Annotated in this window: 23 protein-coding genes and 3 pseudogenes; 15 read left to right on the forward strand and 11 right to left on the reverse strand. The window is 70.5% G+C overall.

Annotation, left to right across the window (positions count from 1 at the left end):
• Positions 1-31: 31 nt before the first annotated feature.
• From AC3CH1_RS01805 to AC3CH1_RS01835, 7 genes are all read right to left on the reverse strand, one after another.
• Complete coding sequence (locus tag AC3CH1_RS01805) at positions 32-1,390, reverse strand: hypothetical protein (protein WP_488461214.1); 1,359 nt, start codon at positions 1,388-1,390, stop codon at positions 32-34.
• The gene (locus AC3CH1_RS01810) at positions 1,377-2,402 is read right to left on the reverse strand and encodes an ornithine cyclodeaminase family protein (protein ID WP_488461215.1); all 1,026 of its coding nucleotides are present in this window, start codon (positions 2,400-2,402) and stop codon (positions 1,377-1,379) included. The genes AC3CH1_RS01805 and AC3CH1_RS01810 overlap by 14 nt, the downstream gene beginning before the upstream one ends.
• A complete protein-coding gene (locus AC3CH1_RS01815) occupies positions 2,399-3,268 on the reverse strand; it encodes an HpcH/HpaI aldolase/citrate lyase family protein (RefSeq protein ID WP_488461216.1) in 870 nt (289 codons plus the stop codon). The genes AC3CH1_RS01810 and AC3CH1_RS01815 overlap by 4 nt, the downstream gene beginning before the upstream one ends.
• Positions 3,265-4,521 (reverse strand): 8-amino-7-oxononanoate synthase family protein, encoded by a 1,257-nt coding sequence (locus AC3CH1_RS01820; protein ID WP_488461217.1) that lies wholly within the window; start codon positions 4,519-4,521, stop codon positions 3,265-3,267. The genes AC3CH1_RS01815 and AC3CH1_RS01820 overlap by 4 nt, the downstream gene beginning before the upstream one ends.
• Positions 4,518-5,327 (reverse strand): cupin-like domain-containing protein, encoded by an 810-nt coding sequence (locus AC3CH1_RS01825; protein WP_488461218.1) that lies wholly within the window; start codon positions 5,325-5,327, stop codon positions 4,518-4,520. Before AC3CH1_RS01825 ends, AC3CH1_RS01820 begins: the two co-directional genes overlap by 4 nt.
• 98 nt (positions 5,328-5,425) lie before the next feature.
• Positions 5,426-6,439: a 4-hydroxy-2-oxovalerate aldolase gene (gene dmpG / locus AC3CH1_RS01830; RefSeq protein WP_488461219.1), complete on the reverse strand. Its 1,014-nt coding sequence runs from the start codon at positions 6,437-6,439 to the stop codon at positions 5,426-5,428.
• Positions 6,436-7,365, reverse strand: a complete 930-nt coding sequence (locus tag AC3CH1_RS01835) for an acetaldehyde dehydrogenase (acetylating) (protein ID WP_488461220.1) — start codon at positions 7,363-7,365, stop codon at positions 6,436-6,438. Before AC3CH1_RS01835 ends, dmpG begins: the two co-directional genes overlap by 4 nt.
• Before the next feature lie 774 nt (positions 7,366-8,139).
• On the opposite strand from AC3CH1_RS01835, the gene AC3CH1_RS01840 reads away from it, so the two are divergent.
• Together AC3CH1_RS01840 and AC3CH1_RS01845 are read left to right on the forward strand one after the other, a co-directional pair.
• Positions 8,140-9,405, forward strand: a complete 1,266-nt coding sequence (locus tag AC3CH1_RS01840) for an MFS transporter (RefSeq protein ID WP_488461221.1) — start codon at positions 8,140-8,142, stop codon at positions 9,403-9,405.
• Positions 9,406-9,560: 155 nt separating this feature from the next.
• Positions 9,561-10,952, forward strand: coding sequence for a hypothetical protein (locus AC3CH1_RS01845; RefSeq protein WP_488461222.1), 1,392 nt, complete (start codon positions 9,561-9,563; stop codon positions 10,950-10,952).
• A gap of 108 nt (positions 10,953-11,060) precedes the next feature.
• On the opposite strand, the gene AC3CH1_RS01850 is transcribed toward AC3CH1_RS01845, so the two are convergent.
• The gene (locus AC3CH1_RS01850; RefSeq protein WP_488461223.1) at positions 11,061-11,381 is read right to left on the reverse strand and encodes a hypothetical protein; all 321 of its coding nucleotides are present in this window, start codon (positions 11,379-11,381) and stop codon (positions 11,061-11,063) included.
• A 482-nt stretch (positions 11,382-11,863) separates the two neighbouring features.
• Here AC3CH1_RS01850 and AC3CH1_RS01855 point away from each other — a divergent pair, with 482 nt between their 5' ends.
• Both AC3CH1_RS01855 and AC3CH1_RS01860 read left to right on the forward strand, forming a co-directional pair.
• Positions 11,864-12,244 carry an excalibur calcium-binding domain-containing protein gene (locus AC3CH1_RS01855; RefSeq protein WP_488461224.1) on the forward strand — a complete coding sequence of 127 codons (381 nt, stop codon included), beginning with the start codon at positions 11,864-11,866 and terminating at the stop codon, positions 12,242-12,244.
• Positions 12,245-12,480: 236 nt separating this feature from the next.
• Complete coding sequence (locus AC3CH1_RS01860; protein WP_488461225.1) at positions 12,481-13,563, forward strand: zinc-binding dehydrogenase; 1,083 nt, start codon at positions 12,481-12,483, stop codon at positions 13,561-13,563.
• A gap of 16 nt (positions 13,564-13,579) precedes the next feature.
• Here AC3CH1_RS01860 and AC3CH1_RS01865 read toward each other — a convergent pair whose 3' ends face one another.
• Entirely contained in the window at positions 13,580-14,308 is a 729-nt protein-coding gene (locus AC3CH1_RS01865; RefSeq protein WP_488461226.1) for a GntR family transcriptional regulator, read from the reverse strand.
• A 132-nt stretch (positions 14,309-14,440) separates the two neighbouring features.
• Between AC3CH1_RS01865 and AC3CH1_RS01870 the strand changes: the two genes are divergently transcribed.
• From AC3CH1_RS01870 to AC3CH1_RS01895, 6 genes are all read left to right on the forward strand, one after another.
• Positions 14,441-15,436, forward strand: a complete 996-nt coding sequence (locus AC3CH1_RS01870; RefSeq protein WP_488461227.1) for a hypothetical protein — start codon at positions 14,441-14,443, stop codon at positions 15,434-15,436.
• A complete protein-coding gene (locus tag AC3CH1_RS01875) occupies positions 15,433-16,500 on the forward strand; it encodes an alkaline phosphatase D family protein (RefSeq protein ID WP_488461228.1) in 1,068 nt (355 codons plus the stop codon). The genes AC3CH1_RS01870 and AC3CH1_RS01875 overlap by 4 nt, the downstream gene beginning before the upstream one ends.
• Before the next feature lie 172 nt (positions 16,501-16,672).
• Positions 16,673-17,575 (forward strand): phosphate/phosphite/phosphonate ABC transporter substrate-binding protein, encoded by a 903-nt coding sequence (locus AC3CH1_RS01880; protein WP_488461229.1) that lies wholly within the window; start codon positions 16,673-16,675, stop codon positions 17,573-17,575.
• Positions 17,575-18,288 carry a phosphonate ABC transporter ATP-binding protein gene (locus tag AC3CH1_RS01885; protein WP_488461230.1) on the forward strand — a complete coding sequence of 238 codons (714 nt, stop codon included), beginning with the start codon at positions 17,575-17,577 and terminating at the stop codon, positions 18,286-18,288. Before AC3CH1_RS01880 ends, AC3CH1_RS01885 begins: the two co-directional genes overlap by 1 nt.
• Positions 18,285-19,103, forward strand: a complete 819-nt coding sequence (phnE, locus tag AC3CH1_RS01890) for a phosphonate ABC transporter, permease protein PhnE (protein ID WP_488461231.1) — start codon at positions 18,285-18,287, stop codon at positions 19,101-19,103. The genes AC3CH1_RS01885 and phnE overlap by 4 nt, the downstream gene beginning before the upstream one ends.
• A 184-nt stretch (positions 19,104-19,287) precedes the next feature.
• A complete protein-coding gene (locus AC3CH1_RS01895) occupies positions 19,288-19,974 on the forward strand; it encodes an HAD family hydrolase (RefSeq protein ID WP_488461232.1) in 687 nt (228 codons plus the stop codon).
• A gap of 68 nt (positions 19,975-20,042) precedes the next feature.
• On the opposite strand, the pseudogene AC3CH1_RS01900 reads toward AC3CH1_RS01895, so the two are convergent.
• Positions 20,043-20,249, reverse strand: a pseudogene (locus tag AC3CH1_RS01900) (chorismate-binding protein); the annotation flags it as partial.
• A gap of 24 nt (positions 20,250-20,273) precedes the next feature.
• Here AC3CH1_RS01900 and AC3CH1_RS01905 point away from each other — a divergent pair.
• From AC3CH1_RS01905 to AC3CH1_RS01925, 5 genes and pseudogenes are all read left to right on the forward strand, one after another.
• Positions 20,274-21,259: pseudogene (locus AC3CH1_RS01905) on the forward strand (IS1380 family transposase); the annotation flags it as partial.
• Between the two features lie 230 nt (positions 21,260-21,489).
• On the forward strand, positions 21,490-21,963 hold the full coding sequence (locus tag AC3CH1_RS01910) for a hypothetical protein (protein WP_488461233.1): 474 nt from the start codon (positions 21,490-21,492) through the stop codon (positions 21,961-21,963).
• Positions 21,960-22,781 (forward strand): hypothetical protein, encoded by an 822-nt coding sequence (locus AC3CH1_RS01915; RefSeq protein ID WP_488461234.1) that lies wholly within the window; start codon positions 21,960-21,962, stop codon positions 22,779-22,781. The genes AC3CH1_RS01910 and AC3CH1_RS01915 overlap by 4 nt, the downstream gene beginning before the upstream one ends.
• Before the next feature lie 24 nt (positions 22,782-22,805).
• The gene (locus tag AC3CH1_RS01920; protein WP_488461235.1) at positions 22,806-23,702 is read left to right on the forward strand and encodes a transporter substrate-binding domain-containing protein; all 897 of its coding nucleotides are present in this window, start codon (positions 22,806-22,808) and stop codon (positions 23,700-23,702) included.
• 27 nt (positions 23,703-23,729) lie between these two features.
• Positions 23,730-23,897 (forward strand): annotated as a pseudogene (locus AC3CH1_RS01925) (S1 family peptidase); the annotation flags it as partial.
• 162 nt (positions 23,898-24,059) lie between these two features.
• Here AC3CH1_RS01925 and AC3CH1_RS01930 read toward each other — a convergent pair.
• Positions 24,060-25,604 carry an ABC transporter ATP-binding protein gene (locus AC3CH1_RS01930; RefSeq protein WP_488462122.1) on the reverse strand — a complete coding sequence of 515 codons (1,545 nt, stop codon included), beginning with the start codon at positions 25,602-25,604 and terminating at the stop codon, positions 24,060-24,062.

The raw sequence follows: 25,604 nt of genomic DNA on the forward strand, positions 1-25,604 counted from the left end.
TACGCGGGGCGGGGCGCGAGCGGTGCTGCGGTCAGATCGCCACCATCACGTTGTCGGAGCTACTCGTTCCGCCCCGGACGCTGACGATCCCGGCGGAACCGTCGCCGAAGAACCGGCAGAACAGCCCGGCCGGCCGGCCGCCGAATAGGAGGGGCCCCAGCACCGGGGCGACATCGGCGTCGTACGGCTCGTCGACCCCGTCGGCGATCAACGCGACCCGGCAGGTCTCCGGCCGCACGAACTCCTGCACCACGCTGGTGCGGCCCTCCACAGCCTCACCGACGGCCGACTCCCACGCGGCCTGATCGGTTTCGCGGCCGATGATCACCTGTTGTCCGCTCTCCCCGAGCGCGGCCTTGAGCACCAGCCGCTCACGGTTCTTCAGCACGAACGGCACCAGGTCGACCTGCTGTCCCTCGCGGTCGGTCCTGCGCTCGGTGAGGATCCGCGTCCACGGCAGGTACCGCGCGATGAGCCCGCGCTCGCCCTCGGTCATCCAGGGCCGTCCCTCCGACAGGAGCCCCATGGTGAGCTTGCTGTGCAGGAACGTCGATGTCTGGGTGCCCACCAGCAGGCAACCGTGGTCCAGGGCGTCCTGGACCGGAGTGGTGTCGAGGCCCGCGTCGAGCCAGTCCGGAATGGTGAAGTTCCGCAGTCCGACCGGATAGCGAAGGTGCGGGGCGCAGTCCCACGCCTCCGACAGCTCCTCCGGTTCGAAGAAGCGTGCGGTCAGGCCGTGGCTGTTGTAGTAGTCGGCCTCCATCTCGAAGTACCGTCGCTCCACGCCGGTCACCCGGGCGCTGCCGACGACGGCCACCCTCGGCGCCACCGCCGACTCCGCGCTGAGCGACCGGAACATCTCGGCGCGTACGGCGAACGGGCTCGGCGACCGGAACGGGGCCCGGCCCTCCTCGTCGGCGTGCAGCGCGCGCCACACCGCCAGACGGCTCTGGGTCTCCACCACTCCCCCGAGCGCACCGCTGACGTTGAACTCCAGGAACTGCGGCCCGTCGGGCCCGATGACCAGATCCGGACGGACCACGGAGTCGGCGTACCGCTCCTCGACGAACGGGTCGCGCGCCCACAGCCGGTCCTCGGTGGCGGGCATCGCGTAGGCGGTCAGCCGGTCGGCGGTGGTGCGCCCGCTCTCCAGGGCGGCACGGCGCAGCAGATCGACCAGCGCGACGCTCACCCGGAAGATCTCGGCGTAGGACGCGCGCGGGATCGCCAGCGGCGCCGCGGGAAGAACCTTCTGGTACGGCCAGCCGGTGTCCCTCAGCTCGTGCCGCAGCATCCGCCGGATCGCGCCGGCCGACGCGGCGGGCCTCAGCCGGTGGCGGCCAAACCACGGGTGCCCGTGGCCCGGACCGAGGTCCTCATGCGTGTCCATCCGGCCCTTCCTCCTCTGTCGGCACAACGGCGGCCGGGCCGCCGGTCGTCTGCTCGGCCGTACGGCGCTCCTCGAACAGCGCCACCGCGGCGGCGGTGTCCTCGATGGCCATGCCGACCGTGCGCAGGACCGTGGTCCGGCCGGTGACGTCGACCTGGCCGCTCACCAGGCTGCCCAGTTCGTACAGGTCCTCGGCCTTGATCAGGCGGCCGGCCAGTGCGGCCCGGATCTCACCCGCGCCGTCCAGCGCCGCGGTCCGGTCCTCGACGACGGTCACGGCGTCGGCCAGCAGGGCGGGGGCGAGCTCGACGGCGTCCGGGTGGGTACCGCCGATCACGTTCACATGCGCCCCGGGGGTCACCCAGTCCGCCTCCACCACGGGGGCGCCGTCGTCGGTCGACGTGGCCGTACAGATGATCGCCGCGTCGGTGACGGCGTCCCTCGCGGTGGCGCAGACCGTCACGTGGACGGGCCGTGGTGCCGTGTCGCGGATCCAGTCGGCGAACTCCTCGGCCCCGGCGCGCGTGCGCGAGTGGACGCGGAGGTTACGGATCGGGCGGACCGCCGTCACCGCCCGGACGAGGGCGCGCGCCTGGACCCCCGCGCCGATCACCGCCAGGTCGTCGGCGTCGTCGGGCGTGCACCAGCGGGTCGCCAGTGCGGCGACGGCGCCGGTGCGGACGGCGGTGAGTTCGGCGCCGTCCAGGAGGGCGGTGATCTGCCCGGTCTCCAGGTCGGTGAGCGCGACGATCCCGTGGATCAGCGGCAGCCCGCGTACCGGGTTGTCGGGGGTGAGCGTGGTGATCTTGACGCTGCCCACCGCGCGCTGCTCCCAGACGGCGGGGCTGACCAGGAGGACGCGCCGGTCGCCGTGCTCGAGCACCGTGCGGGCCGGGGAGCGGGTGCGGCCGGCGGCCAGGTCGACGAACATCTCGCCGAGTACGTCGACCACGCGGAGCATCCGCCGGGTTCCGGCCATGTCGGCGGCCCGGACCATCACCGGCGCGCTCACGCGGTTCCTCCGGCGCGGCCGAACCGGCTCGTCCAGGCGTCCTCGCGCGCCACGGTGGTGCGGGCCAGGCGGGCGAACGGCGGGCCGACCATGTTGCCCTCCAGGACGGCGATCCCGCCGTCGGCCGCCGCCACGGCCTCCACCACGCGGCGGGCCTGTCCCAGCTCTTCGGGCCGGGGCCGCAGGAGGCGGTTGATCACGTCGAGTTCGCCCGGGTGGACCGTCGCCTTGCCGTGGAAGCCGAGTGCCCGCGCCCGGGTGGTCTCCTCGGTGAGGACCGCCGGTTCGGCGAGCCGGTAGTTGGCGGTGTCGACGCACGCCGTGCCGTGCCGGGCGCAGGCCATCGCCATCGCCTGCCGGGCGGCCAGCATGGACTCCCAGCTGATGTCGACACCGAGTGTGGCGGCCAGATCGGCCGAGCCGAGCACCAGGCCGTCGGCGGAGCGCGCGATGGAGTCGATGCGGGTGACCGCCTCGACCGTCTCCACCGTCACGTAGATCTCGGGGGACGCGCCCGCCGAGGCCAGCATCCGGCGCAGCAGGCCGACCTCGTCCGCCGAGGTCACCATCGTCATCAGGACGATGCCGGGCAGCACCGGGCCCTCGGCCAGCATCAGGACGTCCTGGACCCCCGCGAGGCTGCCGAGTCCGTTCATCCGCACGGCCACGTTGGCAGGTCTCGGCGTCTTCTCCAGCGCGGCCCGGCAGACCGCGCGGGCGGCCTGCTTGTCGGCGGGCGGTACGGAGTCCTCCAGGTCGATCAGGTGGACGTCCGCGTCGTACGACCAGGCCTTCACCACCTTTTCCGGCGACAGGGCCGGCGTGTAGAGGATGCTGCGCGGAATCGCCCTGGCCGCCCCGGTCACCGGTTCACCGCCCCGGGGAGCGTGGTGCCCGCCGGGCGCGCCCCGGCCTCGATCAGCGCGGTGCAGAGCCGCTTGATCTGGTCGGCGCTCTGGCCTGCCCGCAGCATGACCCGCAGTCCTGCGGTACCGCGGGCGACGATCGGGAAGAACACCGGTGAGGTGTAGAACCCGGCCGCGAAGACCTGTTTGGCGGCCTCGACGACCGTGTCGTCGCTCATCGGCACCACCCGGATCGGGTAGGTGCTGTCGGCCTGCTCGGTCAGGACGAGCGAGTCGAACAGCGCGATGTTGGAGCGCAGGCGCCCCTGTAGCTGCGTGAGTTCCTCGGTGCGGTGGATCTCGGCCGAGGCGAGTGCCGCGCCGACCGCGGCGGCGTTCATCTTCTGCGAGTAGCCCAGCGGGCCCGCGAACCGTTCGATGAGCCGGCGCGTCTCCTCGGGGTAGCCGTCGAGCAGGATCGCCGTGCCTCCGGCTCCGAACCCCTTGGTGAGGGTCGCGACGGTGATGGTCCGCTCGTCGAGCACCGGGGAGTGCGTGCGTACGTAGCCGATGCCGCGTTCGCCGTACGCGGACAGCGAGTGCGAGTCGTCGTAGAAGACCAGGAGGTTGTACTTCTCCTGGAGTTCGGCCAGCTCCCCGACGGGCGCGTAGCCTCCGAGACTGTCCGAGCCGTCGACCACGTAGCAGACGCGTTCGTAGGTGCGGCACATGTCCTCGACGAAGTCGAGGTCGTGGTGGCCGCAGGTCACGACCTCGCTCTCGTCGGCGCAGCTCGGCTTGGCATGGGCCAGGGAGACGTGGGCGTTCTTGTCGAAGACCATCAGCGGCTTGACGCCGTTGCCGAGGTGCCCCGAGGCGATCATCGGAAGCAGACCGGTGCTGGCCGCGGCGGTGGAGAGCGCGCTGATGACCATCGCGCCGAACAGCTCGCCCAGCGACTCCTCCAGCTCCAGCAGCACCGGGGTCTGGACGCGGGTGCGCGGGATGCAGTGGTCGAGCACCCCGAAGCGGCGCAGCGAGGCGACCGCGCCGTCGATGACCTTGGGGTGCGTGTCCAGGTCCAGGTAGGAGCAGACGGTGAAGTTGACGAATTCATGCCCGTCGGGCATGTGGAACACGCCGTCCTCCAGGTCGCCGACGATGCCGGCGACCCCGTTCTCGTAGGACTGGTTCCAGAAGGCGTTGCCGATCCCGATGAGTTTGTCGTTGTTGCGGTACCGGTGGGCGGGGGTGATGGTCCTGCGCTCGCTCATCGGGAGTTCCCCTCGGTGGGCTTGTAGCTGTAGACGCCCTTGAGCCGCCGGTAGGCGTACGTGTACAGGGCGACGCCGAGCACGTGCGGCCGGTGGAGGATCTTCTTGGACTTGAGCCAGAAGTTGACGTTGATGTTCATCTCGCCCAGCGACTCGGCCTGGTGCCACCAGCCGAGCGGCAGGTAGAGCATGTGGCCCGGTTCCAGGACGAAGTCGCGGCGCTGGGCCAGCTTGGCCGCGAGTCTCGGGTAGCGGGACAGGTCGACGTCGTCGAGGTCGACCACGTTCGACTTGTCGCCGAACCCCCGCAGTACCGACCTCGGGTAGTAGGCCCGAACGCCGGGTGGGGCGATGATGAACCGCTTGCGGCCCTCCAGCGCGATGTTGAAGTTCTCGAACTCGTCGAAGTGGTTCTTGGTGAACACGCCGCGGTGGCTGATCCACAGGTTGGCCGCGTACAGGCTGTCGCCGTAGCCGAAGAACTCCTCCGCGTCGAAGCCGATGACGGCGTTCACGTCGGCCGGACTGCTGCGGATGTTCGACACCACCCGGTGCCAGGTGTCCGTGCTGGTCAGGTGCTGCTCGTCCGCGAAGAAGTCGCGGAGCTTGATGTCCCGTGTCTCCCAGCGCCCCGGGTGGTTCTTGTCGCCCGGCTCGGTGAACAGGGTGACGGTCATCTCGGCCAGGCGCGCGGCCACTTCGTCCCGTCCGAGTCCCTGCACATCGGCCGGCAGTTTGATCACCACGGGGCGGTCGGCCTTGTAGAGCCCCCGGGGGCCCACGGCCAGGAACTCGTCGAACGACATACGGGTGATCTCGACCCCGCTGTCCCGTTCGACCCGGGCACAGCTTGCGGAACTGCCATGTCGCTGGTCCTCCTCTCTTCGCCGGGTGTCATGTCGCGTCAGCCGTCGGTCCCGCGGGCGCTCAACTCCGCCACCACGTCCACGATCAGGTCCTCCTGGCCGGCGATGGCCTGCCGTCGGCCGAGCTCGAAGAAGACTTCGCGCGGGTCCACGCCCGCGGCCCCGGAGAGTTCGACGACCCGGTGCTTGAAGCCGGAGAAGACTCCGGCCAGACCGCTGACGATGCTCATCGAGGCGGTCACCGGTGGTGCCGGCATGAGTTCGCGCTCGGCGAGGTCGGCGGCGTCCAGCAGCGCGTACAGGTCGATGCCCGTGGCGAACCCGCTCCGCTCCAGCACCGGTACCAGCACTTCGAGCTGGGTGTTGCCCGCCCCGGCTCCGAATCCACGGGCGCAGCCGTCGATGATCAGGGCGCCGGCGTCGGCGGCGGCCACCGAGTTGGCGACGGCCATACCGAGGTTGTTGTGCCCGTGGAAGATCACCGGGACGGTGTCGACCGCCTCGACGATGGCGCCGATCCGCGCGGTGACGTCGGGAGGGAGGAAGTGCCCCGCGGAGTCCATGATCCCGACACCCTGCGCCCCGTATCCGACGGCCCGTGCGGCCTGCTCGGCCAGCTCGTCCGGGGAGGCCATGTGGCTCATCATCAGGACGCAGTGGGCTTCGGCGCCCGCGTCCCGGAGGAAGCCCAGATGATGTTCGGCCAGGGACGCCTCCGTGGCGTGCACGCCGACGCGGAAGACGTCGACCCCGTGGGCGATCGCCCGCCGTAGGTCGTCGGAGGTGCCCCAGCCGGGCAGCATGAAGGTGCCCAGCCGGCTGTGGTTCAGCGCCTCGCGGACCGTGGAGAGCATCTCGTCGTCGGTCGCCGCGGCAAGCCCGACCTGCAACGAGGAGGCGCCCAGACCGTTGCCGTGGCCGACCTCCACCACCGGGATCCGCGCCGCGTCCGCCGCCTCCGCGTAGCGGCGCAGTGCGGTCAGGCCCAGCTGGTGGCGGACGGCGTGCTGACCGTCGCGCAACGTCGGGTCGTGGATCACCACTTGTCTCATGACGACACCCCCGTCCGGGACGCCCGGTCCGGCCGGGCCGCGTACTGCTCGGCGACCATGACGGCGGCGGCGTTGATGATGTCGAGGTTCCCCGCGTACGGGGGCAGGACGTCACTGTGCGCCGTGACCTTGAGGACGATCGTCACCAGGTCGTCGGCGGCGGTGCAGGCGACGACCTCGTACCCGGGGGCGAAGGACCGCACCTGCTCGGCCGCCCGGTCGACCACCGCTCGCACCGCCGCCGCGTCGGCGTCGGGCACCCGGGCATGGATGACGGTGCGGAAGGTGGCCGGCGGAACCGCCGGGCTGATGTTGAGGATCACCTTGACGTCACGCACGCCGGAGAACGTCGTCACGGCGTGACCGGTGGCCGTCACGTACTCGTCGAGGTTCAGCCTGGTCGCTCGGCCGGCCACGTCACTCGCCACGGTCGACACGACCTCCAGGTACGTCACCGGGAAACGGGCCGCGAGCGCGTGCACGACCGGAACGGACGCCTGGCCTCCACAGCTGATCAGATTGACGTTGCGCGCGGCCTCGGCCGCGACCCCGGTCACGGTGGGCGCCACCATCTGCCCGACCTTGCTGGGGGTCAGGTCGATCACCAGCGTCCCCAGCGGCTCCAGCAGCGGCCAGTGGGCCCGGTGGGACGCGGCGCTGGTGGCGTCGAAGACGACGTCGAACGGGATCGGCGCCGCCAGTACGGCCTCGATGCCCGCGGCGGTGGTGGCGCAGCCGAGGCTCTCGGCGTACCGCAGGCCCGCCGACTCCGGATTGCGCCCGGCGACCAGCCGGCAGTCCAGCCCGGGCGACCGGTCGATCTTGCTGACCAGGTCCCGCCCGATCGCCCCGGTGCCGATGACGGCGACCGTCACGGTCTCGACGATGTCCGGACGGGCGTTCGTCAGGCGCGCCGCGAGACTCAACGGATGCCTCCGGGGCGCCGGAGGCGGGGGGCCGGCGGATGCTGTGAGCAGCGACGGCGGCCGCCGGTCGTCTGTCTCGCCGCGTCGGGTTCGTAGGTTCTCATGAACGTTGTTCCCACCCTTCCATCTGCGCGCGGCTGCTCCGTGGCGGTCCTGGCCGCGGGCGGCCAGGTGCCTCACCGGGATCTCCGTCCGTTCCGGACCGTGTGCCGACGCGGTCGCTCACGCCGCCTCTCCTGCGTGCCCCGGACGGCCGTCGGTCAGTCGTCTGTGCCGGTCGGCTGCCGCGAGGTGAGGCGTCAGTGGGTCGATGCGCGGTCGCGCTGGGAGGACGAGGGATCACCGGCCGCATGTCGTCGCGCCGAAACAATCGGCCGTGAGCGCGAACCGGAGGCTTGACTCGGTGTGTTGAAGCCCCATTGACGGCATGTCCTCCCCTGCACGCACGTCGCCGGCCGCCGATTCACCCGCCCAGCGGCGGTGAACATATCAGAAGACCGCAGGACACAACCCCCCTCATTCGTGCATGGGTTGATCTTCGGGGGAGGCGCTCGGCGGCTCCTCCCGGACACATGAGCGCCGGATACCTGCCTTTCCCCGCAGGACCTGATCTTCCTCTCGACTCCACCGCGGACGCCGACTACTCTCGGGAACCCCGTGCACCTGGCTGTGCGGGTCTCGGCGCACGACGACGGGCTGGTGGGGCGTCGACGGCGGGGCGGCCACATCGAAGGGGGAGGCCATGTACTGCCGGTTGCGCTGCCACGCGCGCTCATGACCGCGTCGACGACCGACAAGGCCGACGCACAACGGCCCGTCCTGGGACGTGACTTCTCCCGGCTGTGGTGGTCCGCCGCGGTGTCGTCGCTCGGTGACGGGGCCACGATCGCCGCAGCGCCCCTGCTGGCCACCCGTCTGACCGACGACCCCCGCCTGATCGGCGCGGCCTCGGTCGCCTTCACCGCGCCCTTCCTGCTGTTCGGCATCCCGGCGGGGCTGCTGGTGGACCGCATCGACATCCGGGCGATGATGGTGCGCGTCGACGTCGGCCGCGCCGTCCTGCTGGCGGTGCTCACCCTCGGGATCCTCGGCGGCTGGGGCGGGTTGCCGCTGCTCTACGTCTGTATGTTCCTGCTCGGCGTCGGCGAGGTCCTCTGCCGCAACGCGGCCCAGGTACTCGTCCCCTTCATCACCCCGCAGGCGGGTCTCTCCACCGCCAACGCCCGCATCATGGCCGCCCAGGAGGCCGGCACCGGCTTCATCGGTCCGCTCCTCGGCGCGCTGATGTTCGGTGTGGCGACAGCCCTGCCCTTCGGCGTGGACGCGGCCACCTTCCTGTGCTCCGCCGTCCTGATCAGCCGCATCCGCCGCACCAGGGCCGTCGAGCGCGCACCGGACAGGTCAGGCGTGATGTCGGAGATGCTGGCCGGCGCCAGATGGCTGTTCTCGCATCACCTGCTGCGCAGCCTCGCCCTGGTGTCCTGTCTGATCAACCTCGCCGGGAGCGCGATGCTCGCGGTCCTCGTGGTGCACAGCGGGAAGGAGCTCGGCCTGGGTCCGTTCGGGTACGGCGTCCTGCTCGCCTGCCAGGCGGTGGGAGCCGTTCTGGCCTCACGCTTCGCGCCCGCGCTGACGGAACGGCTCGGCCGGGAAGGTGCGTTGGTCGCCACCGCCGTCCTGATCACCACGAGCGAGACGGTGCTCGCCGCCGTGCCCTCGATGTACGCGGCCGGCGTGGCCCTCGCGATCTTTGCCTGTGGGACGGTGACCTGGAACGTCGTCGTGGTCGTGCTGCGGCAGACCCTGGTGCCGCAGCACCTGCTCGGGCGGGCGAACAGTGTGTACCGGCTCGTGGCCTGGGGCGGACTGCCCGTCGGTGCGGCGGCCGGCGGGTTCGTCGCCGCGGAGGTCGGCACCCGGGCCGTGTTCGGGGCCGGCGCGGTCGTCATGGCGGTGGTCGCGGCGGGACTCCTCGTTGGTGCCCGCCGGCGGTGGATCACCCGCGCCGACCCGGCTCCGCGCACGACGGAAACGGACTGAGCGGGCAGCCGTCCGGCGCGCCGCGGGACGGCCGCACCGAACACGGCAGCTCCCCGGTCCGCACCGGCACCGGACACCCCAGCCCCCTGAACCGCACCGCACCGCACCGCACGCGGGACCGTACCGAACGTGCCCATTCCGGAAAGGGACACCCCATGACGACGACCACGAGTCCGCGCACCCCTCCCCGGTCGCGGCTGGGCCACGCGTACGGGGAGGAGCTCGCGCGGAACGGTCCGACGGGCCGTCCCACGGCCGCGGCCCTGGAGTCCGCCACGCTGAGACTGGCGTACCAGGACCGGTTCCTGATCGGCCCCGCCTTCCTCGGCGAGAGTGAGCTCCGCACCCTCGTGGGAGACCTCCACACGGTCTACGGGCTGCTGCGCTCGCTGCCGGAGCGCGGGTTCGGCGGAAGCGTTCCCGCACTGGCCGAGGCGGTCGGCCTGGAACCTTCGCAGTCGGCGCTGATGACGCGGAGCGCCCGGACCGGGTCGCTCCTCCCGCTGGGGCGGGCCGATCTCTATCACGACGGTACGGGGTTCAAGCTTCTCGAATTCAATATCACCAGTGCGCTCGGCGGCTTCGAGAACGCGGACATCAACCGGGCGATGCTGGCCTATCCCCCGCTCGAGGAGTTCGTACGGCGGCACGGACTGCGCTACGAGGACACGCTGGGCCACATGGTGCGGACCATGTACGCGGAGTGCGCCGCGAACATCCCCACCGGCCGGGCCCCCGTCGTCGCCGTGGTGGACACGGTGGAGAACTTCGCCGTCGTGGGACCTCGACTCCGGGTCTTCGCCGAGAAGCTGGCCGACTTCGGGGTCGAGGGGATCGCCTGCGACCTCGGCTCGATCACGTACCCGAACGGCCGCCCGACGGCCTCGGGCCGAACCGTCGACGTCGTCTTCCGGTACTTCCTGCCGGAAGACCTCACCGACCCCACCGCGGCGGCCCAGCTGGAACCGCTGCTGACCGCGGTCGAGCAGGGGCGGCTCGGCCTGTTCAGCCGGCTGGACGCCGAGCTGTACGGCAACAAGGGCACGCTGGCGATGCTCTCCGACGAGGAGCACCGCGACCGGTACGACGCCGCCGAACTGGCGTGCCTCGACCGGATCCTGCCGTGGACGCGGTATGTGCGCCCCCGCGCCACGGATCCCGGCGGCACCCGGGTCGACCTGCTCTCCCACGCCCTGGGGCACCAGCACGAGCTGATCCTCAAGCCGACGCTGCTGCACGGCGGCAACGGCATCACCGCCGGCTGGACGGTGGACCCGGCCGAGTGGGAGAGCAGGGTCGCCTCGGCGATGGACGGCCCGTTCGTACTCCAGCGCCGTGTACGTCCCACGGCCGAGCCGTTTCCCGACGGCGCCGGCGGCGTGCGGGAACTCTTCCTCAACTGGGGCCTCTACCTGAGCGCACGCGGCGCCGAGGACGACGGCTACGCGGGAGGCTTCGTCCGAGGCAGCGCCGATCCGGCGGTGGGGGTCGTCAGCATGGGCAGCGGCGCCACGGTCGGCTGCGTCTTCCACGGCGGCGACCGCTGATCCCACGCGTCCGAGCCCGGCCGGGCGGTGGAAGTGCCGCCGCCCGGCATCGGCTCCTGGTCGCCGTCCCAACGAATGGCTCCGACCCGGCACATGTGCTTCCAGACGCTAGCCGTTCTCCCGGCCCGGCAAAGGCGCGCCGTTCAGGAAGGCTTCATAGGCATCGGCCGCCTCCGGCTCGACCTCAGGGTCCGAGGGGGCGTAGCGGGTGTCGGCACGGTCCCGCTTTGGACCGGAGACCCAGAACTCCTCGCTGGTCTCGATGTCGTAGAAGTTGGCATCGAACATCCCCCCTGCACGGCGCAACGTTCGCCCGTGGAACTTCGCGGTCCCCCACGTCTTCGAAAAGTCCACCCACCCGATCCACGAGGGCCCACGGTCGGTGTCGAAACCCGTTTTCAGCTGCACAAACATGATGCGTCGAGGCATGCGCCCAGGGTCGCAGGATCCCGCTGGGATCTCACCGGATTTTCGCAGCACGCCCTCGACCGCCGTGCAGGACACGGTCCCATACGTTTCGGCCGGCGCGGAGCACGTGGCGCGCGCACGCTGCGGCCGTGAGTCAGTGCCTGACCGATCCGCCTGCCGACGCCTCATGCCGACCCAGGAACTGGCGGCGCTCCACGGCCACGGGATCGTTCACCCTTTACTCCTCCCCCGCTGTTTGATCACAACTCCGTCACTAACGGAAGAAGTGGATCCTCCGTGGCTGTCCAGCTCGCTATGTTCATGCCTCCACGAGGCAACCTGGGGGGACCATGGATTGGAACAGCCCGCAACACCCGTCGCGTCAGTCCGGCTGGGGGCAGGGCGGTGGGGTCACGCCGGCCCCGTCTCCTCCGCCCGGCGGTCCACGGTGGGCGCGGAAGCGCGTCGTCCTCCCCGCCGCAGGCGCACTGTTCGTCCTGGGCGTGGGAATCGGCACTACCGGTGAACAGCCGCAGGACGTGCAGACAGCCGCAGCGAAGACGAAGCCGGGCCCGACCGTGACCGTGACGGTGACGGAGACGGCAAGGGTCACGGTCACCGCGAGTCCGGAGCCGGCCCCGACGGTCACGAAGATCAAGAAGGTGCGGGTGACGGTCACAGCAGCACCACCGCAGCCGAAACCCGAGAAGAAGCCAGTGCCCCGCGAAGAGGACGACGCAGGCAGTGGCGGCCCGGGAAACGCGTCGGCGTACTACGAGAACTGCACCGCGGTCCGCGCCGCCGGCGCCGCACCCATCAGTGCCGGCGACCCCGGGTACGGACGGCACCTGGACCGCGACGGAGACGGGGTCGCCTGCGAATAGGGCCCGTCGGCCGTGCCACAACGGGCGGTGCCGCCGGTGGGTCAGGTTCTGCTGCCCGACGAGGTTCCCGTGCACGGCGCTGTGGCAAGCCGCCGGGTTCGCTCGCGGGCGGCACCTGTCGCAGGGGACTCGGCGGAGCTTCACCGCGCACATGAGGCGGGGAGCAAGGTGAACATCGGATCAACTTGTATTGATAAGTATTGGCTCGCGCGCGTCCCCCGTGACACCTTTCGCGCATGAGGTATTCGAAGGACTCAATCCTGGCCCGTTATGCCCGGTGGGACGGCGTGGGACTCCCGTTCGCGGTGGTGGAGCAGCCCGTCTCCCGTCTTCCCGGACCTGGTGAATTGCTGGTCCGTGTGGACATGGCCACCGTGTGTGGCAGTGATCTGCACACCGTGACGGGACGACGGAGCTCGCCCGCCCCCGCGGTACTCGGGCACGAGCAGGTGGGCACGGTGGTGGGCGTCGGCGAGGGCGGTGTCGTCCGTGTGGACGGGACCCCGGTGGTACCGGGGACGCGCGTCGTCTGGTCGGTCATCAGTTCTTGCGGTTCGTGCGACCGGTGTGCCCGCGGGCTCTCGCAGAAGTGCCGTCGGTTGCGCAAGTACGGCCACGAGCCGCTGCTGGTGGATGCCCCCCTGACGGGCGGCTTCGCCTCGCACTGTGTGGTGTTGTCGGGTACGGCCGTGGTCGCCGTACCGGCAGGGGTGCCGGACGTGGTGGCCAGCCCGGCGTCCTGCGCGACGGCCACGGTCGCTGCGGCTCTGGCGGCGGCGGGGCCACTGGAGGGCAGGCGGGTGCTCGTGACCGGGGCGGGCATGCTCGGGCTGACCGCTGTGGCCATGGCCGCGACCGAGGGGGCCCGGGTGATCGCCGCCGATCCCGATCCGGCCCGCCGCGAGCAGGCGCAGGCGTTCGGTGCCGATCGCGTGCTCGACGGCTCGGCACCCGACGTGGAAGTGGACGTGGCGCTGGAGTTCTCGGGCCAGTCCTCGGCCGTGCAGGTGTGCCTGGACTCCCTGGATGTGGGCGGGACAGCCGTCCTGGTGGGGTCGGTATCCCCGGGCGAGCCGGTGGGAGTGGACCCCGAGCGGGTGGTGCGAGGGCTGCACACGGTCGCCGGCGTGCACAACTACCGTCCTGTGGACCTGCAGCGGGCGGTGGACTTTCTGGCCGCCCACCATCGCTCGTTCCCCTTCGCCGGCCTGGTGGAGGGGCGCTACGCGCTGGGAGAGGTCGGCGCGGCCTTCGAGGCGGCACGGCGAGGAGGAGCACCGCGCCAGGCGGTCGCGCCGGGGCGCGGCCTGCCGGTATGAGCACGGCTCGGGGCTGTCAGAGCATGGCGGTGCGAGTGCTGCGGGTGTTGGTGACGGTCACCGTGGCGACGTCGGGGCGGTAGCGGTCGTCGGACCACTCGATCGGCACCCCCTGGGAGTCGGTGGTGAGCCGGCGCTCGCGCAGGAGGGGAGCGCCTTCGTCCACCTCGAGGAGGCCCGCGTCGGTCGTGTCGGCGGTGACGGCGTCGAAGGTGTGGCGCGCGGACGCGAGGTCTACGCCCCGCTCGGTGAGCAGGGCGTAGATCGAGCCGGCGTCGAGGTCTGCGTCCAGGAGGGGGCGGCCGACGGACTCGGTGTACGTCATGCGCTCCAGCATCGCCGGGTGGCCGTCCAGCAGGCGCAGGCGCAGCAGTTGGACGACCAGGGTGCCGGGTTCGATCTGGAGGGCGGCGGCGACCGCCGGGTCGGGGCGGCGCAGGGCGATCTCCTGGAGGCGCTGGCCGGGGACGTGGCCGGTGATTTCGGCGCGGGTGGTGAAGGAGAGGAAGGACTCGAAGGGCTGGGCGGGGACGGCGTCCAGGACGACGGCGCGCTTGCCCTGGCCCCCGCCGATGAGTCCCTCGTCGCGCAGAGCCGCGAGGGCCTGGCGGACGGGGCCGCGCGAGGCGGCGAACTCCTGGCAGAGGTCGGCTTCCGAGGGGAGCGGGTGCCCGACGGCGATCGCTCCGCTGCGGATGCGTCGACGCAGTTCGGCCGCGACGGTGCGGTGCAAGGGCTCCCTCATGCACCTGACTCTACAGGTGGACGGCGCATGACCGTCGTGCCGGTGGCCCGACATGAACAGCGCATGACTTGTAGATATAAGTGGTTGTGTGTCCGCCGTTCTCGCTGCGACGGTTGCCGCATGGAAGAAAACATGATCAACGACGCATTCCGGCGCCGTTCCCTGATGGTCGGCGGTGTGGCGGCGCTGACCGCGGCGGTCACCGGCGCATCCGTCCCGACCGCGGCAGCCGACCCCGGGGGGCCGCGGGCCGCCGTACTGGAGTTCGCGGATCCCTGGACCAAGGCCACGGGGCTGGCGGAGGTGCTGCGGCGCGCTGGATTCCAGGTGGTGGCCCTGGACCTGTCTCGGCCCGCGACGGCGCAGAGCGTGGACCTCATCGCGTTCGGCAGCTTTACCAACAACGACGCGCGCTACACGTCCTACGTGGGTCAGCACGCCGCGTCTCTGCGGGACTTCGCGGCGGGCGGGGGCGTGGTCCTCGATCTTGCGCAGTCAGACCAGTTCGGCGCCGCGGTGCCTTACCTGTCCTCGGCGCTGGGTGCGGTGCGTACCGACGCCGACTTCGACACGGTCTTCCCGTTCGCCGCCGACCACCCGTTGGTGGCGGCCCTTCCGGTGGTCTCGGGCCGGGTGCTGACGGGCCGTGCCGCGGGTATCCGCGTCAGCTGGGAGACGGTGGGTTCCTGGCGGGCGATGCGCGTGCTGATGGCGTGTACGGCGGTGGGTTCCGCGCCGTGTCTCCTGGAAGGGGCGCACGGGGCAGGCCGGTTCCTGGTCTCCAGCCTCACGCTCGACAAGTGCTTCGATGCGGCGGGCTCGTCCGTGCAGCCCGCGTCCGCCCTGCGGGACAGCGTCACCTTCTTCACCGCTCTGGCCGCATACGTGGGACGGGTGCGCGCGGGCACCGCGCCGGCGGTCGTCCCCACCCCCATGCCGCCGCAGCCCCCGACCGGACCCCTGGTGGGTCACGTCGACGAGGGCAGCGCCCGCCTGTGGGCCCGTCCTGGCCTGGACGCGGCCCTCTACACCGACTGGACCTGCACGGTCCGGGCCGCATCCGGCTGGTCGACCACCGTCACCGCGCGTCTTCCCCGGCCAACGACGACACCCTGCTGGTGGACGTGAGCGGCCTCGAGGCCGGCACGCGCTACGACTTCACCGTCGCCCCGCAGCGCGCCGCACCCGGCTTCGCCGCACTGACCGGTTCGTTCACCACCTCCCCACCGGCGGGAGCCCCGGCCAAGGTCACCATGGGGATGGGCTCCTGCGCCCCCTCCACCCCGAGCGCCATCTGGACCCGCGTCGTGAACGAGGGCTGCGACAGCTTCGTCCTGCTCGGTGACACCCCCTACGTCGACTCCGGTGACCTGGCCGTCGCCCGCACCAAACACCGTGCTTTCCTCGCCCAGCCCGAGATCGCCCGCATGGCCGCCTCGATGCCGGTCTGGGGGACCTGGGACGACCACGACTTCGGCGGCAATGACACCAGCGGAGGCTTCGCAGGCAAGAAGAACACGCGTACCGCGTTCGTCGACTACCGCGCCAACGCCTCCTTCGGCCACGCGGCCGACGGCACCCGTCTGACGGCCAGGACCGAGGGTCTGGGGGTGTACACCTCCTTCCGCCGCGGCCCCGTGGAGGTCTTCCTCCTCGACCCCCGCTGGTTCAGCAGAACCGGCCCGAGCTGGGCCGACGCCACCCGGCAGACCTGCCTGGGCGAGGTGCAGTGGGACTGGCTGCGCGCCCGGCTGCGGGCCAGCACCGCCACGTTCAAGGCCATCGCCTCGGGAATGATCTGGGACGACAAGGGCAACGCGGAGTCCGACGACTGGGCCACCTACCAGTACGAGAAGGACGCGATCCTCGACTTCGTCGCCGCCGAGAAGATCCCCGGCTGCTTCCTGCTCAGCGGCGACATCCACGTCTCACGCGCTCTGAACTACGGCCCGCGCGTCGGGTACGACCTGTGGCAGTTCATCGTCAGCCCCATGCACAGCAGCACGATTCCCAGTCTCAACGTGCCCAGCCCGCACCTGGTGCACAGCGCGGTGGAACCCCACGTGTTCCTGAAGCTCGTCGCCGACACCACCGTGAGCGATCCCACCCTGACCGCGACCTGGATCAACCGTGACGGCCGTCGAATCTTCGAAGTGACCCGCACCGCCACAGAACTGGGGCATCCCGCCTGACAGCCGAACCGGCGGGCGACCGCCAGATGAACAGTGCACGACTTGTACATACAAGGCTTGACCCGGGTCGGCGATGGCCGAAAACTGGCTGTCGCCGGCCCGGTGAGAGTCGCTCGCCCTGCGCCGCCTCCCGCTGCCGAATCCTCGGCTCACCCCTCCCCCGGAGTTCACCGTGTTCCTGCGTCGCCTCTCCCTTGTCGGCACCGTCGTCGCCGCTCTGACCCTGTCCGCATGCGGACAGAGTGCCGAGAAGCCCGAGTCCGCCTCCTGCCCCGGTGGCAAGATCCGCTTCGGTGTCGAGCCGTTCGAGGATCCCGCCAAGCTCACCCCCGCCGCCAAGGTCCTGGCCGAGGCCCTGGGTGAGAGCCTGGACTGCCCGGTCGAGCTGACCGTCACCGAGGACTACGCCGCCGCGGTCCTCGCCATGGAGAACCAGAAGCTCGACGTCGGCATCTTCGGCCCGCTCGGCTACGTCTTCGCCCACAAACGGGCCGGAGCCGAGGCCTTGGCCTCCTTCGGCGACACGAAGGGCAACCTCTCCAGCTACACGGCCGGTATCTGGGTGCCCAAGGACTCCGAGGTCACCTCGGTGAAGGAGCTGCGCGGCCACTCCCTGGCGCTCGGCTCCGTCGGCTCCACCTCCGGCGACGCCCTGCCCCGCCAAGCCCTGGTCGATGCCGGGCTGAAGAAGAGCGACGTCGAGGTCACCTACGCGGGCGGCCACCCCGAAGCGCTCCTCGCTCTCGTCAATGACACCGTGGACGCTGCCGAGATCAACTCCCAGCAGCTCGCCGGCGCCACCGACTCCGGCACCTTCGACCCGTCGAAGTTTCGCAAGGTCTGGACGTCCGACCCGATCCCCAACGACCCGATCACCGTCCGGGGCGACCACGACAAGGCGTTCAAGAAGGCCGTACGCGACGCGCTGCTCAACCTGCCCGCCGACAAGGTCGGCGAGATCGGCGCCCTTCTCGACGTCGACCCGCCCGCACCGCTCGTCCCCGTCGACAAGAACACCTACCAGCCCCTCTTCGACCTCGCCGAGACGCTCAAGCTCACCGAGAAGGACGTCTGATGCTCACCCTGACCGCGATCACCGTGCGTTACGGCGACCGGCAGGTCCTGCACGGCGTGGACGTCCACGTCGCTCGTGGCGAACTCCTGGCCGTCCTGGGAGCCAACGGCTCCGGCAAGTCCACCCTGCTGCGAGCCGCCGCCGGCCTGGAGCCCATGGCGGCCGGCGAGGTGGCCCTCGACGGAGCAACCTGCGATCCCCTCGACATCGCCATGGTCTTCCAGCACATTCACCTCGTCCGGCGCCGCACCGTCCTGGACAACGTGTGCGCCGGCGCCCTCGGCCGCCTCCCGCTGCACCACTCCCTGCACCCCACGTTCTTCCCCAAGGAACTCCGCGAGGAAGCCATGGCCTGCCTGGACCGGGTGGGCCTCGCCGACCGGGCTCACGACCGTGCCGGGCGCCTCTCGGGCGGACAGCAGCAGCGAGTCGCGGTGGCACGGGCACTGTGCCAGCGCCCCCGCGTGCTGTTCGCCGACGAACCGGTCTCCGCCCTGGACCCCGCCGCCTCCGAACAGGTCCTCGCTCTGCTCGCCGAACTCGCCCACGAGGAGGGCCTCGCCGTGCTGGCCGTCCTGCACCAGCCCTCCCTCGCCGCACGGCACGCCGACCGCGTCGTCGGCCTGCGGGAAGGCCGCGTGGCCCTGGACGGTCCGCCGCAGGACAACGTCGACATCCTGTACCAGCCCACGACGGTGAAGGCCGCCTCATGACCCTGCCCCTCGACGTGCGCAGACTCCCCGTCCCCGCAAAGCCCCGAAGGCCGCGCACCGCCGCCGTGGGCGTGGTGATCACCGCTGTCGTGGTCGCCGCTCACCTGGTCGCGTGGGACACCACCGGCATGTCGTTCGGAGCCCTCGCCGAAGGCTGGCGCGGCATGGCCGACTTCCTGAGCGAGGCCATCCCACCCGACCTGAGCTGGGAAGTGCTGCGACCGAGCCTGGAGGGAGCCCTCGTCACCCTGTGGATCGGGCTGCTCGGCACCACCCTGTCCATACCGTTCTCCCTCGTCCTCGCCCTCCTCGCCGCCCGCGGCACCGCCCCGTCGGCAGCCGTCTACCAGGCCGCCCGCTCCCTGCTGTCCTTCCTGCGCGCCGTACCCGACGTGGTGTTCGCCCTGATCTTCGTCACCGCCGTGGGCCTCGGGCCGTTCCCCGGCGTCCTGGCCCTGCTGCTCCACAACGTCGGCGTGATGGGCAAACTCTGGGCGGAGGCGCTGGAGGACGCCGATCCCGGACCCGTGCAGGTCCTGCGCTCAGCAGGCGCGAGCCGCATCCAGATCGCGGCCCACGCCCTGCTGCCCACCGTGACGCCCCAGCTGACCGGGCTGCTCATGTACCGGCTCGACGTCAACGTCCGGTCCTCACTCGTCCTCGGCCTGGTCGGCGCGGGCGGCATCGGTTTCCTCATCAACCAGTCGATCAAGCTCTTCAAGTTCGACGAGATGCTGACGCACATCCTCGTCGTCCTGGTGCTGATCGTGGCCGTCGACCGGCTGTCGGCCACCGTACGCCGCAGGCTCACCTGACACGTCGACCGTCCCGTCGGCGTCGAACACGGCACGGCCGCCACGAGCACCGACGGGGTACGGGGCCCGCGGCCTCTTCCCTGTCCACTCCCACGCGTACGAACTTCACCGTGCTCGGCGCGAGTCGAGCCGGGTTACGTCGTCAGCAGCCGAAGCAACCGTCACCGCGAAGGACAGACCCCTCATGACCACCCCCGCCCACGACATCCGCCTCGTCGTTCTCGACATGGCCGGCACCACCGTTGCAGACGGCGGTCTTGTCGAACGCGCCTTCGGCGCCGCCGCCCAGGAGCTGGGCGTGGAGCCCGGCACCACCGACCACGACGAGAAGCTCGCCTACGTACGCGCCACCATGGGCGAGTCCAAGATCACCGTGTTCCGGCACCTGTTCGGTGACGAGGACCGCGCTCAGCGCGCCAACACCGCCTTCGAGAAGGCCTACGGCGAATTGGTGGACGGCGGCCTGATCGCCCCCGTCCCCGGTGCCCGCGAGACCATCGAGGAACTGGCCGCAACAGGTCGCACCGTCGTGCTCACCACCGGCTTCTCCCGCGTCACCCAGGACGCCGTCCTCGACGCCCTCGGCTGGCGCGACCTGGTACCACTGACACTGTGCCCCGCCGACGCCGGCGGCCGCGGCCGACCCTATCCCGACATGGTGCTGGAGGCGTTCCTCCGCACCAAGTGCGCCGACACGGTGCGCCAGACCGCTGTCGTCGGCGACACCTCGTACGACGTCCTCAGTGGCGTGCGCGCCGGAGCGGGATGGGTTGCCGGAGTCCGCACGGGGGCGCACGGTGACGACGCCTTCCGCGAGGCGGGCGCCGACCACGTCCTCGACTCCGTCGCAGACCTGCCGGCCTTCCTGTGAACAGCCCTGGTACGGAACCGTTCCGGGACCGGTGGCGCATTGGCTCCGTGATCGCGCTCTTACGTCCGCCGACGTATGGCTGCGCCTGACCAGGCCGCTGGCCCCTCCTCGCGTCGGGCCAGCGCCTGGAGGGCGGAGCGTTCAGAGACTCCGGTGGCGGTGATCGCCGGGAAGATCGTGGCGAGGGCGTCCCGCGGTCTGGCATCGGGCCGCAGGCGGCCTGTCACCCGTGAGGCGGGTTGCTGCACCGCACCGCGCGGCCGGACCGCCATGAACGACACTCTCGCCGCGGCCGACCGAAGCCTCTGACCGCGATCCGGCCCGCCCGGCCCGAAGTCCGCGCACACGTGGGGAAGTTGGCCGGGACGTCGTCGCCGGACGCTTCAGGCCAGGTGATCCTGGATCTGGACGGGGGTGCTGGTGCTGGCGCACTCCGACAAGCAAGATGCCGCCGCCACGACCTGGAAGAAGACCTACGGGCATCATCCGCTGATGGGTTTCGACCACGGACACGGCGGCACCGGAAAGCCTGTGGCAGCCCTGCTGCGGCCTGGGAACACGGGCAGCAACACCGCTGCTGAACACATCACCACCACAGCTCGCCCTGGCCCAGCTCCCCGAGAGGTACCGGCGGGGCCGACCCACTCTGAGCCGCACCGACTCCGGTGGCGGGACGCACGAGTTCGTGGTCTGGCTCGCGGAGCGGGGCCGGTGGCTGTCGTACTCGGTCGGGATGCCCCTCACCGACGCCATTCACCAGGCTGTCCTGGAGGTCCCCGCCTTCGCCTGGACGCCTGCCGTCGAACCGGGCGGCGAGATCCGCGACGGCGCCTGGATCGCCGAGCGAGACAGCGACGTCCTGAAAGGCCGACCGACAGGTATGCGCCTGGTCGTCCGCAAGGAACGGCCCCATCCTGGCGCACAGTTGCGGTTCACCGACACCGACGGACTGCGACTCACCTGCTTCGCCACCAACACCACCGACGTCCCGATCGCCGCACTCGAACTACGGCACCGCCGGCGCGCACGAGCCGAGGATCGCATCCGCAACGCGCGCGCCACCGGCCTGCGCAACCTGCCCCCGCACGACACCGCGCAGAACCAGATCTGGCTGGAGATCATCCAGCTCTCCCTCGATCTGCTGACCTGGCTGCCGATGCTCGCCCTGACCGGCAAACCCCGCCTCTGGAACCCCCGCCGCCTGCGACTTCGCCTGTTCTCCGCTGCCGCCCAGCTCACCACCACCGCCCGCCGCCGGCACCTCGGATTCACCCGGCACCGGCCCAGCGCCAGCCCGATGCGACAGTCGGACCGAACCCATGCCCAAGAGACACTCCGAAACGCAGAATGGCCTCCAGCCAAAGCTGACGGCCGATCACGAAAGAGCGAGGCCAGTGAGCTCCGTGCGAGGTAGCATGCGCCCCTGAAGCATTCGTTCTGGGTATGAACAAGGCTCTGTATTAGACGAGTTGACGGCGTTGTGACAGGCCGTTAGGGAACAGTTACGGGGGCCCCATGATCAGTCTTCCTGAAATCTCCGCTGAGCTCGCGACGTACTTCTCACTGGCGGCCGGAACACTGGGTACCGCCCTGGTGGGGAGTGCCGCGCAGCGCGTCACGGACGGGTCGATCGAGGTCGGGCAGGGGTACTTCCGCAGGCTCTTCCGGCGTGACGGAGGCGAGGACTCCCCGGTCGAGCTGCCTGAGGGGCGCAGTGAGGAGCGTGCCGACGAACTGCTCGGCACACTCTCCGCCGAGGACCGGCTGCGGCTGGCCGAGGCGCTGACGGCGTGGGTCGGTGAACATCGGGACCGCCGGCCGGAAGAGGCTCATCCGGGCGAGGCCCGGTTGGCCGAACTCATCGCGGCCAAGGCGCACACCACCACGTACAACGTCACCGCGCACGGCCCGAACTCCGCCGCCATCGGCTCGGTGGGCCGCGGTGCCACCTTCCACTTCGGCAGCGGCCGGGACGAGGCGGGGGCATGAACTCCGCAGACCCCGGCAGCGGCACGGGCGGGGACGCGGGAGGGGGTACGCGAGGGGGCCGCGAGACCGGCAGGGTCGAGTCCGCCGGTACCGGCTCGCCCGCGATCGGGGCGGTCGGTGACCACGCCACGTTCAGCTGGGTGCGCGGGCGCGCGCTGACGCAGGACGCGTGGCTCCTTCTGTCCGCCGTCCTTGTCATCATCGCGACCATCGGCTTCACCATCTTCGCCGCCGTGCGATGGCCTGGTGGCCCGGAGAGCCAGTACGTGTGGTTCTACCGCCTCGTTGCCCTCGCCCTGCTGACCGCCGTTGCCGCCACCCTGTACCCGGCCGCCTCCCGGACCGAGCGGTCACGTCGGGCTGTGCGCCGCGGCGCCGACGCGCGGCGGCGCAGGACGGTCCGCGCGGTCCTTGTCGGCGTCGCCGCGTTCTGCTGCGCAGGCAGCGTGCTCACCTGGGTCGACGTCCACCGCACCGGTGAGGTCGAGGTGGAGCTGGCCGTCCGGGAGGAGACGGCCAACGGCGTATTCACTGTGACGATGAAGCCGCCGCCGTCCGGCGACGTAAGGGACAAGCTGAAGCTGACACTGATCATCACCGACAAGGACCTGGACCAGTCGCCCTGTGTCGGCGAGGCCACGGCGGCGGTCACATCCGACGACGCCGACCCGAACGAGTCCACCATGGACTCGGAGTCGCCCGCCGACTTCGAGCTCGGCGGGCCGGAGCGAGGAGCTCGGTTCAGAGTCAACGTGAATCTCTCGGACGCAGGATGCCTCGTGAAACTTTTGGCCCGCGGAATGCTGCACAACGACTGAACCGAGACAACCGTAAGGACTGTCATGGACAGAAAACTTCGCCGCTCCCGAAGGATTCGCACCGGAGCCGCCGCGATGACCGTCGCGCTGGTGGCCCTGGTCGGCTGCTCCTCGGATTCTGAGTCGATTTTCGCCGGTAAGGTGAACGTCGGTGTCAAGGGTGATCAGCCGGGCACGAGCTTCTTGTATCGCGACGGCGATTACCGAGGCTTCGACGTCACGGTCGTCAAGGATGTGCTCAATGACGTAGGGGTCGAGAAACCGCTTCTTCGAGGTGTTCTCTCCCGGGATCGAGAGTCAGCCCTGCAGGACGGCGATGTCGAAATCGTCGCGTCCACCTTCTCGATCACTCCGAACAGGATGAAGCCGCAGGCGAAGGCCGGAGGCGAAGGCGGGCTCGACTTCGTGGGTCCTTACGCGTCCACCCATCAGGGCATGCTCGTGCGGAAGGGAGACATAGGAAAATACAAGAAAATAAAGGATTTCAATAAAAAGATTGTCTGTGTCTGGGAAGGCACCACTTCTGAGGACCTCCTGGCGACGCCTGCTTATGAAGACATTAAACGCATCACGGCGGCGAACGCGGATGAGTGCATCAAAGGGCTGCAAGAGAAAGACGGATCCTTCGATGCCGTCTCCACCGACCGGTTGATTCTCTACGGTTTCGCGAAGGAGTATCCGGAACTTGCTGTCGTGAAAGACCTGAAGATCGGCCAGTCCAACAAGTACGGCATTGCCATGAAGAAGGGCCACCGTGAGGACTGTAAAGACCTCAAGGAGGCCCTCTCGAAGTACGTGCGCGGCGACAGGTGGGGCAGGGCGTTCGATGAGTATCTGCCCTCCGAAGTCCGCGAAGAATCCAGGCCTACCCCCTCAGAGATCGAGCAGCAGTCCTGTGTCGACAAGCCGGGCGGACCGTAGCCGAGCCTGGGATGTCACTGAACTGAAGGGGACAGCGGCGGCGCGTACATCTCCGGCGACCAGGCCCAGGGCGTGACCTCCGGCGGCCCCTCGGGGCAGGAGTGCCTCGGCGGAGTCAACTCCCGAGGCTCGTCCTACTTCCAGCCGCTCAACGACACCCTTTCCTGCTACGGACTGACGCTCAACACCAACTGACCTTCTCCCCCGCCGCCGAAGGCCGTACCCAGTGAGCGGGCCTTCGATCAACGGTCTCCTGTGCCCTCGTCCGAACCTCGGACGAGGGCACAGGTGGTTGTCCGGCTCCGCCGTACTGTCGTCGTGCAGCCACCTTTCGCGGCGAGCTCCGACAGGGGACTTCTACCCTGGTGCCGTCGCCGCGCGGGCCCCCCGACCCTGTGGCGACACGGGGGTCTCCAGCAGCCGGACGCTGAAGGGGTGCCGGGCAGCGGTCAGCAGCTGGTCCGCCGGTCCCTCCTCGACCAGGGTGCCGGCTTCCAGGACGGCGATGCGGGTGGCCAGTGCGGCCGTGGTGAGATCGTGGGTGATCATCACCAGGGACAGTTCGCGCCGTTCGCGTATCAGAGCGGCGAGCTTGTCGAGGATGGCCCGGCGGGTGACCGTGTCGAGGCCGGAGGTGATCTCGTCGCAGATCAGCACCCGAGGGTGGGCCAGCAGGGCGCGAGCCAGCGCCGCGCGCTGGAGCTCCCCGCCGGAGAGTCGGCCCGGACGGCGGCGTACAAGGTCGTCCGTCAGGCCGAGGCCCGTGAGGGTGGCCTGCGCCTCGGCCAGGGCGTCCGCCTCGCTCGCCCCCCGCAGCCGCACCGCCGTCCGCGCGACCTGGTCCAGGATCGGCCGGTGCTCGTCGAAGGCTGCCCCGGCGTCCTGGAAGACGTACTGGACCGCCGCGAGTTGTTGTCGGGTGCGGCCCCGCAGACTTCGCGCCAGAGGAGTGCCCTCCAGGAGGACCGCGCCGTCGTGGTTCCGGTGCAGGCCGGCCAGGCAGCGAGCCAGGGTGGTCTTCCCGCTGCCCGAACGGCCGATGACAGCAAGGCATTGGCCGGTCTGGAGGGACAGTTCTGGTATGCGGAGCACGGCCGCGCGACCGTGGTGGGCCGTCAGTGGGCCGACGCGGAGAATCTCGGTGTCTGCGGAGGACGGCTCGATACGGGCAGTGGAAGCCTCGGACGCCAGGAGCTCGGCTGTCCAGGGGTGCCGTGGTGCACGCCACAGGCGCTCGGCCGGTCCGGACTCCACCACTTTCCCGTCACGCATGACCAGGACCTCGTCCGCGAGTGCGCGCACGACGTCCAGGTCATGGCTGAGCAGAACGACGGCGATGCCTTCCCGTGAGACGGCGGCGAGCCGGTCGACGATGCTCCGCTTGGTCAGGGGGTCCTGACCGGTCGTCGGCTCATCGGCCACTACCACTTTCGCGCCGAGCAGCAGCGCCTGCGCCAGGACGACGCGTTGCTGCTGGCCGCCCGACAGCTGGTGCGGAAAGCGGCGCAGCATCGCCGTCGCGTCGGGGAGCTGGGCCAGTGCCAGGGCCCGCAGGACCCGCTCGCGGACGGCGGCCCGGCGGTCCCGCCGCGGCAGGTGGCCTACCTGCGTGCGGGCGATGTCCCGCAGCAGGGCGCCGACGCGGCGCGCGGGATTGAGTACGGCGCCCGGGTGCTGCGGGACGTAGCCGACCAGGCCGTCCGGCACGCGTACGTCTCCGCTCACGCGTGCACCGGCCGGATACTCCCCGAGGAGGGCAAGACCCGTGGTCGTCTTGCCGCTGCCGGACGCGCCCACGAGGGCGGTGATCCGGCCGGGGAGCACGCGGAGGTTCACTCCGTCGACGATCGCCCGGCCGCCGACGGTCACCCGCAGGTTCTCGATCTCGGCGACCGCGTTCAC

The sequence above is a fragment of the Streptomyces sp. MGP-P1 genome, assembly GCF_057766565.1.